9 protein-coding genes are annotated in these 8,209 nt (G+C 67.4%); 4 read left to right on the top strand and 5 right to left on the bottom strand.

Annotated elements, in window-relative coordinates; translation table 11 throughout:
- Positions 1–1,656, bottom strand: a 1,656-nt coding sequence (locus N800_RS01140; RefSeq protein ID WP_156962818.1) for an Rne/Rng family ribonuclease, incomplete at its 3' end; no start/stop codon positions are given.
- Positions 1,657–2,163: 507 nt separating this feature from the next.
- Here N800_RS01140 and N800_RS01135 point away from each other — a divergent pair.
- Positions 2,164–3,147 (top strand): RluA family pseudouridine synthase, encoded by a 984-nt coding sequence (locus N800_RS01135; RefSeq protein ID WP_036133761.1) that lies wholly within the window; start codon positions 2,164–2,166, stop codon positions 3,145–3,147.
- 94 nt (positions 3,148–3,241) lie between these two features.
- Here the strand turns inward: N800_RS01135 and N800_RS01130 are convergent, their stop codons facing one another.
- Positions 3,242–3,673 (bottom strand): energy transducer TonB, encoded by a 432-nt coding sequence (locus N800_RS01130; RefSeq protein ID WP_036133758.1) that lies wholly within the window; start codon positions 3,671–3,673, stop codon positions 3,242–3,244.
- A 45-nt stretch (positions 3,674–3,718) separates the two neighbouring features.
- Entirely contained in the window at positions 3,719–4,060 is a 342-nt protein-coding gene (locus tag N800_RS01125) for a 4a-hydroxytetrahydrobiopterin dehydratase (RefSeq protein ID WP_036133755.1), read from the bottom strand.
- Between the two features lie 103 nt (positions 4,061–4,163).
- On the opposite strand from N800_RS01125, the gene N800_RS01120 reads away from it, so the two are divergent.
- From N800_RS01120 to N800_RS01110, 3 genes are all read left to right on the top strand, one after another.
- Positions 4,164–4,760 carry an NfuA family Fe-S biogenesis protein gene (locus N800_RS01120; RefSeq protein ID WP_036133752.1) on the top strand — a complete coding sequence of 199 codons (597 nt, stop codon included), beginning with the start codon at positions 4,164–4,166 and terminating at the stop codon, positions 4,758–4,760.
- A gap of 133 nt (positions 4,761–4,893) precedes the next feature.
- Positions 4,894–6,579, top strand: coding sequence for a hypothetical protein (locus N800_RS01115; protein ID WP_156962817.1), 1,686 nt, complete (start codon positions 4,894–4,896; stop codon positions 6,577–6,579).
- Positions 6,580–6,718: 139 nt separating this feature from the next.
- Positions 6,719–7,135 carry a DoxX family protein gene (locus N800_RS01110; protein WP_052107783.1) on the top strand — a complete coding sequence of 139 codons (417 nt, stop codon included), beginning with the start codon at positions 6,719–6,721 and terminating at the stop codon, positions 7,133–7,135.
- A 121-nt stretch (positions 7,136–7,256) separates the two neighbouring features.
- Here the strand turns inward: N800_RS01110 and N800_RS01105 are convergent, their stop codons facing one another.
- A complete protein-coding gene (locus tag N800_RS01105; protein WP_036133750.1) occupies positions 7,257–7,703 on the bottom strand; it encodes a c-type cytochrome in 447 nt (148 codons plus the stop codon).
- Positions 7,704–7,717: 14 nt separating this feature from the next.
- Positions 7,718–8,101 carry a c-type cytochrome gene (locus N800_RS01100; protein ID WP_036133901.1) on the bottom strand — a complete coding sequence of 128 codons (384 nt, stop codon included), beginning with the start codon at positions 8,099–8,101 and terminating at the stop codon, positions 7,718–7,720.
- Positions 8,102–8,209: the final 108 nt, after the last annotated feature.

Raw genomic sequence — 8,209 nt, 5'->3', positions numbered from 1 at the left:
CGCCGGTGCCACGGGGGCGGCCGCCGCCGCTTCGCGCGGCTCGCGCAACGGGGCAGGGCGGTCGTGCTTGACGTTGGTCACCGCCGGCGCCGCCGGGATGTTGAGGTTGGCCTTGGTCAGCGCGTGGGTCGGCAGCTTGCGCGGCGTGCCACGGTGGTAGCTCGGCTTGTTGCTCTCTTCGCCCAGTTCGTTCTCGCGAATGCGCGTGACTTCGTAATGCGGCGTGTGCAGCTGCTCGTCCGGCACGATCACGATCGGCGCGTCGTGGCGCTTCTCAATCTCGCTCAGCGCACGGCGCTTCTCGTTCAGCAGGTAGCTGGCGATCTCCACCGGGGCCTGCACCAGCACCTGGCCAGTGTTGTCCTTCATGGCGTGCTCTTCCGCCAGTCGCAGGATCGACAGCGACAGCGATTCCACCGAGCGCATGCGTCCGTGGCCTTCGCAACGCGGGCACACCAACTGGCTGGACTCGCCCAGCGACGGACGCAGGCGCTGGCGGCTCATTTCCAGCAGGCCGAACCGCGAGATGCGACCGATCTGCACGCGCGCGCGATCCTGCTTCAGCGCGTGCGCCAGGCGGTTCTCGACCTCACGCTGGTGCTTGTTGGACGACATGTCGATGAAGTCGATCACCACTAGGCCGCCCAGGTCACGCAGGCGCATCTGGCGCGCCACTTCCTCGGCGGCCTCCAGGTTGGTGTTGAACGCGGTTTCCTCGATGTCGCCGCCCTTGGTGGCACGCGCGGAGTTCACGTCCACCGCGGTCAGCGCTTCGGTCTGGTCGATGACCAGCGCGCCGCCGGACGGCAGGCGCACTTCACGCTCGTACGCGTTCTCGATCTGCGACTCGATCTGGAAGCGGTTGAACAGCGGGACATCGTCGGTGTAGTGCTTGAGCTTGCGCTTGTTGTGCGGCATCACCTGCTCGACGAACTCCAGCGCCTCGGCGTACATCTCCGGCGTGTCGACCAGGATCTCGCCGATGTCCGGGCGCATGTAGTCGCGCAGGGCGCGGATGATCAGCCGGCTTTCCTGGTAGATCAGGAACGGCGCCGGCTTGCTCAGCGCGGCATCGGTGATGCTCTTCCACACGCTCAGCAGGTAGTCCAGGTCCCACTGCAGCTCTTCGGCGTCACGGCCGACACCCGCGGTGCGGATGATCACGCCCATGTCGTCGGGGATGTTCAGCGCGTCCATGGCGCGCTTCAGCTCGGCGCGGTCCTCGCCCTCGATGCGGCGCGAGACGCCGCCGGCGGTCGGCGAGTTGGGCATCAGCACCATGTAGCGGCCGGCCAGCGAGATGAACGTGGTCAGGGCCGCGCCCTTGTTGCCACGCTCCTCCTTGTCGACCTGCACGACCACTTCCTGGCCTTCGCGCAGCAGTTCCTTCAGGCCGGCCTTGTTGTGGTCCACGCCGGCGGCGAAGTAATCGCGGGAAATTTCCTTCAGCGGCAGGAAGCCGTGGCGGTCGCCGCCGTATTCGACGAAGGCGGCTTCAAGGGAGGGCTCAAGACGCGTGATCTTGCCCTTGTAGATATTGGACTTCTTCTGTTCCTTGGCCGGCTGTTCGATGTCGATGTCGTACAGGGTCTGGCCGTCAACGATGGCCACGCGCAGTTCTTCCGCCTGCGTGGCATTGATGAGCATTCGCTTCATTGTTGCGTTCCTCGCGCGCTTCACCCCGCCCGAAGGCAGGCACGCGGAACGCCATGGCGTTTCGCCTCTGGAACTCCGTTCCCCCGTCGCGGCGTTGCGTCCTGCAAAGCGGACTGCACCTTGCGCGCCGACGGAACCTCAAATTTCCAGCGCTTCCACACCACGGCATGCCGCGGGAGCGCTTGTTGTTGCATTCCAAGTTACGGGCCGGCGACGCGAGCGTCGCACGGGGCGGCCGGCGACAGCGTGCGGCCGGAGCCGCTTGCGTCGCACGGGACGTGTTCACTTCCACCGGTATGACCCGGAGGGCGAGGGCGGGTTCCGCCGGGCCGACGCTGCTAACATGGCTGCCCCGAGGGCAGTGGTCAGGCACGGACCGGAATCGCCGGGAGGGGCTTTCGGCCCCAGACTGCCGCAGTTGGCCGGCGCGCATTTGCCCGGCTCTGCAACTCCCTGCGAAATCAAAACCTTATCTCGCTTCGCGAGTGTATCAGATAACCCCTGCCGATGACCCATCCCAAGTTTCCCAAAGTCCCGGTCGCTGAGGCCGATGAGGCCCGTGCTGCCGCCCGCATGGTGCGCGTGCCCGAGGATCGGGAAGGTCAGCGGCTGGACAACTTCCTGCTGGGGCAACTCAAGGGTGCACCCAAGTCGTTGATCTACAAGCTCGTCCGGTCGGGCCAAGTGCGGGTCAACGGCGGGAGGGGCAAGCCCGAGCGCAAGCTCGCTGGCGGCGACGAGGTGCGAATCCCGCCCTTGCGCCTGGCTGAGGAAGGCGAGAAGCCGACACCGCCGAAGGGCTTCCTGGACGCCATGGAAGCCTCGATCGTGTTCGAGGACGCGCGCCTGCTGGCCATCAACAAGCCCTCGGGCGTGGCCAGCCACGGCGGCAGCGGCATCAGTTTTGGCGCCATCGAGACGCTGCGCGCGCTGCGGCCTGGGCAGACCCTGGAACTGGTCCACCGTCTGGACCGGGATACCTCGGGCTTGCTGATCGTGGCCAAGAAGCGCTCGGCCCTGACCGAGATGCAGGCATTGATGCGCGAGGAGGGCGGGATCACCAAGCGCTATCTGGCGCTGCTGGCCGGCCGGATGCCCGATGGGGTGATGACGGTGGATGCGCCGCTGCACATCGGGCTGCGCCAAGGCGGTGAGCGCCACGTGCAGGTGCACCGCGACGGCAAGGCGTCACTGAGCCATTTCAAGGTGCTTGAGCGCCGCGGCGGACAATCCTACTGCGAGGTACGGATCGAAACAGGCCGCACCCACCAGATTCGCGTTCACGCCCAGCACATTGGCCACCCGGTGGCCGGCGATGACAAGTACGGCGATCCGGCAGTCAACAAGCGACTGCGCGAGCAGGTGGGATTGAAGCGCCTGTTCCTGCATGCGTCCACGCTGGAATTCGTGCTGGATGGCGGCAAGGCGCCCTACCAGCTGACAGCGCCGCTGGCGCCTGAATTGCTGGACGTGCTGGACCGGTTGAGCTGACCGGTCGCGTCGGCACGGATCACGAAAGGGCGCGTCCAGATGCGGCGGAGCGGGCGCTCAATGTCACCCGCCGGGCCGGTATTCCTGACTTTGGTTAGAGGTTGTCGCCCGCAGTGCCCGGGCAATCCTCAGGCAACTCCGCCGGCGGCGTGAACTTCACCGGTACCTGCAGCTTGGACGTCGTCGGCTGGCCGTTGCGCGTAGCCGGAGCGAACTTCCAGTTACGCACCGCGGCCTGCGCCGATGCGTCCAGCGCGGCGACCTTGCTGGTCCGCGCAACCTGGATGTCGGTCGCGATGCCTTCCGGTCCCACCGTCACCAGCAGTTCCACCGTGCCACCCACCTGCGAGCAGGCCAGGTCCAGCGGATAGTCCGGCGGCGGCGTATCCACCGCCTTGAGTTCGGTGGACGGCACGACGTTCTGTTCAGCCTGCTGCGCCGGGCGCTGGCAACCGCCAAGCAGGGCCGACGCGGCCAACAGGCCGGCGACGGAGAGGGCAGCGTGGATGGCGAACTTGCGGTTCATGGCTTGCCTCCTTGGATTGGCCTTGTTTCAGCGGCCCGGTGTCGCTCAGTCCGCGAGGGCTTCGGCTTTGGCCGCGCAGATGAAGTCGTTTTCGCTCAGTCCACCCACGTCATGGGTGGAGAAACGCACCACGCAACGGTTGTAGTGTACGCCCAGGTCGGGATGGTGATCCTCGCGGTGGGCGACGAACGCCAAGGCATTCACGAAGGCCATCGTCCGGTAGTAGTCGTCGAACTGGAACGTCTTCACCAGGGCATGGCCGTCTTCGGCCAATTCCCAACCCGGCACCTGGGGCATCAGTTCACGGATGCTGGCCGGCGACAGTCGGTGTTCCACGCCCCGACGCGGAATGCAATGGGCTTTGGCGAGGGGGACCAGGTCGTTCATGCAGGCTCCTTGCAGCGCGCGCCATGTGAACGAATCACATCGCGCAGGGTCATAGCGGAATACGGGTGGCATACCCGCCACCGGACGCCGTTAGAATAGCCGCATGATCCAGATTTCCGAATCCGCCCAGACCCATTTCCGCAAATTGATCGAGCGCGAGTCCCTGCCGGGGCTCGGCGTGAAGCTCTCCGCGGTGCACCCGGGTACCGCCAAAGCCGATGTGCGCCTGGAATTCGCGGAACCGGCCGACCTGGGCGGTGACGAGTGGGCGGTGGACTGCGAAGGCTTCACCCTGTGGCTGGATGCCGGCAGTGTGAAGTTCCTCGATGGCGCGGAGATCGATTACGAGACCCAGGCCACCGGCGGCCAGTTGCAGATCCGCGCACCCAAGATCAAGGGCCAGGCGCCAACCGACGGCGCGTCCCTGGTCGAGCGCGTGCAGTGGATCGTGGAGCACGAGATCAACCCGCAACTGGCGATGCACCGCGGCAATGTCGCCGTGCAGGAAGTGACGGCCGAAGGCGTGGTGGTGCTGCGATTCGGCGGCGGTTGCCACGGCTGCGGCATGGCGGACGTAACGCTCAAGCAGGGGATCGAGAAGACCCTGCTGGAAAAGGTGCCTGGCGTAACCGCGGTGCGTGACGCGACCGACCACGACAGCGGCGCGGCCCCGTACATCAGTCGCGAAAGCGCGACCTGATGCCGGCGCGGCGCCGTTGACGAACGCAGCCGCCGCATTCATCGAGGCCCTGCACCGCAGGTGGCGCCTCACCGCGCATCGCTCGCGTCCCCCCGGCGAATTCCCTGAGGGTTGGCGGGCTTGGCTGGAGTCGATGACCCAGCGCGCGGGGGCGGTTACCGGTGCCCGCGTGGAAGAGGTCCTGTCGGTGTTCCTGGCGCGCGGCTTGCCTGTGCCACCGGAACGCGCGGCGCTGCTCAATCGGTGGCAGGCATTTTCCACGCTGTGGCGGCAGCAGTGGCATCCCGCACCGCGGGAGGATCGCCGTTTGCGCTGGGCGGTGGCGATTTTCTCGGTCCTGGTCAACCTGTTCTTCGCCGTTGCCCTGGTCTGGCTGATGTACCTGCAGTTCCTTGGGCTCGAGCCACCACGGCAGGGTGAGACGGTGGTGCAGATCGAGTTCGTCGGCGCAGGCACGCCGGGCGAAGTGGGGGGCGGAAATGCGCCACAGACACCCACCGATGAGCCATCCGATGCCCAATCCAACCCGTCCCCCGAAGTCGCGCAGGGCGTGCAGCCACCTGCGGATGCCGAGGGGGAGACGGGCGAATCCCCACCGGACATGCCGGCGGTGGGCATCGAAGCCCGTACCTCGCCACCCCAACTGGCGGGCGAGCCTTTGGACGTTCCCGAGCGCGAGGTCGCGGCGCCGTCGATCCCCGCCGCGCCGCAGGAGCAGGCCGTGGCGGTCAGCGAGCCGGCGCCGGATACGACCGAGGTGTTCGTGTTGCCGCCCACGCGGACCGTAGCGGCGGGCCCCCGTCTCACGCCGCGCGAACTGCAGGCCAACACCCCGCAGGTGCAGGAGCGGGAAGTCACTGCACCGGTGCGTGCGAACGCGCCGGTGATCGAGGCCAATGCACCGACGGCGCGGCCGTTGGCTGCACGCGCCCCACAGGTCGTTGAGCGGGACGTGGTCGCTCCAGTCCAGGCACCGACGGCGCGGGAAGTGGAGGTGCGGACGCCTGCGGTGCGTGACCTTGCCGCGCGTCCGCAGGCCATTCGCGAGCGCGAAGTGCGGGCACCGGTAGTACCCCAGCCTTCGTCGGCGCCAACCTCGCCGGCCACGATCCCCGCATCGACCACCGCACGGACGGCGGCCCCGAGTGCAGCCAGTCAACCCGCGTCGAGTGCCGCGGCGCCTTCGGCATCGGCGACGTCGTCGCCCAAACCTGCGACGACGGCCGCCAGGTCGGGAACCACGACGACCAGACCGCCTGCCAGCTCGCCCTCAACGGAGCCGGGCACGGGGCCCAAGGCACAGCCAGCGCCGGGAACGTGGGCTACGCCCGCGCGTGCCGACGATTGGGGCGCCTCGGTCCGCAACACGCCAGGGGCGCAGCGTGGCGAAGCACCTGGCGTATTCAATGCCGATGGCAGCGTGCGGGTCCCGGAAGGTCCCGGGTCGGCCGCGCCGGGCATGCCGCCTGGCGCCGTCACCCAGGAGATCGCCAACCTGGATCGTGCCGGTACGTGGCTCAAGCGTAAGCCCACCGATTTCGAGCCCACGTCATTCGACAAGTACTGGGTGCCCAATGAGACGCTGTTGGCCGAGTGGGTTCGCAAGAGCATCAAGGAAGTGCTGATTCCCATTCCCGGGACCAATAAACGGATCCGCTGCGCGGTTGCGCTGCTGGCGCTGGGCGGTGCGTGTGCCATCACCGACCCGAACCTCAATGAGCAGCCGGCAACGGCGCGTCCGCCACCGCCGGTGCCTTTCAAGCCGCACCTGCAGGAGGACAACGGCAGCATCAAGCCGGGAACGCCGCCTGGGGGGTGATGTCCCGGAACTGGAACAATCGGTTGCGTGGAGGCGCATTGAAGGCGCGGGCGAGGGCGCCCAAACTGTGACGCATCGCACGAGGCATCCAACGCGCTCCACCCCGGGGCCGGTCTCGTCGCCGGCGTCGAGGTGTTCCATGAGCCAACTGTATCTGCTGCTCGGTCGGGCGGGTTTGGCTTTCCTGTTCATCCTTTCCGGGGTTGGCCGGCTGGCGCACTACGCGGCTGCCCAACAATCGCTTGAGGCGCTGGGCGTGCCCGCGGCCCTGTTGCCGGGGCTGATCGTGCTGGAAGTGGGTGGGGGGATGGCGGTGCTGGCCGGGGCCTTCACCCGTTGGGTTGCCGCCGTGCTGGGGGCGCTGTCGCTCGCGGCCGGTGTGTGGTTCTACGGCGATTTCAACGACCAGAACCAGTTCATCCAGTTGAGCAAGCACGTCGCGATGGCCGGTGGATACCTGATGCTGGTCGCGACGGGCGCGGGTGCGATCAGCGTGGATGCGTGGCGGCGGTCGCCGCCTTCACTGCCGCCGGACGATTGCGTGGTTTGCGGATAGGCGGCGAATCCGTTCAAGGCGTCAAACACCCGCCGGATTTCCGGCGCCTGAAACGACAAGAGCCCGCTGACGCGGGCTCTTGTGCGTTGGCGGGCCGGAATGTTCCGGCCGTGCCGACCGCTTACTGCAGGCCGTGCAGGTCGCGCAGCTCGCCCTTGCGCGAACCGAAGTACGCGCCCAGATCGGCGATCTGCTGGTCGGTCAGGCCCTTGGCCTGGCCGGACATCAGCGCGTGTTCGCGCTCGCCGCTGCGGTACTGGGTCAGGGCATGTGCGAGGTAGTCGGCGTACTGGCCGGCCAGCTTCGGGTAGCTCGGGTCGATCGGAGCATTGCCTTCGGCGCCGTGGCAGTCGATGCACGACTGGCCGGATGCACCCTTGGCCTTGGCAAGCTCTTCGCCAGCGGCGACGTGGCCATCGGGCAGGCCGGCGGACGAGGACTTGGCGGTTTCAGCGGCGTGCCCGCCTTCGGCCGGGGCGTGCTCGGCGTTGTTGGAGCAGCCCGCCAGGGCCACGGTGGCGAGCAGGGCAATGGCGAGGGCGCCTTGTGCAAAGCGATGGGTCGTCATGTGCGTCAGCTCACTCACTTCAAGGTGGAAAGGAAGGCGGCGATGTCGGCGATCTGCTGGTCGCTGAAGCTCTGCGCCTGCGCCTGCATGGTCGGGTGCTTGCGGCTGCCCTTCTTGTATTCCTGCAGCGCGTTGCCCAGGTACTCCGGCGACTGGCCGCCGATCTTGGGCACGTGGAAGTTGGGGTAGGCGTTCTTGTAGCCGGTGATGCCGTGGCAGCCCATGCAGGTGTAGGCGAGGGCGCGGCCGGCTTCGGCATTGCCCTTCACTGCGGCGGGAGCTGCGGCGGCCGGGGCCGTGGTGGTGGGGGTGGCTTCGGGCGCGGCGGCGTCCTGTGCCATGGTCGCGAACGCGACGGTGGTGAGGGCCAAGCAGGCGGCGATCGTCAGCGGTCGCATCATGTCGTAGTCCGCAATCTCATGTGGCTGGCAGGGTTCAATGCTGGCTGGGCGGGGCGGGTGGCCACGCACAAGCGCTGAAGTATAGCCGTTCCCGTCGGTTTGACT

The organism is Lysobacter daejeonensis GH1-9, assembly GCF_000768355.1.
GTDB lineage: Bacteria > Pseudomonadota > Gammaproteobacteria > Xanthomonadales > Xanthomonadaceae > Aerolutibacter > Aerolutibacter daejeonensis.
The sequence above is the reverse complement of the archived record's forward strand: the minus strand, read 5'-3'. Positions and strand labels throughout refer to the sequence as shown.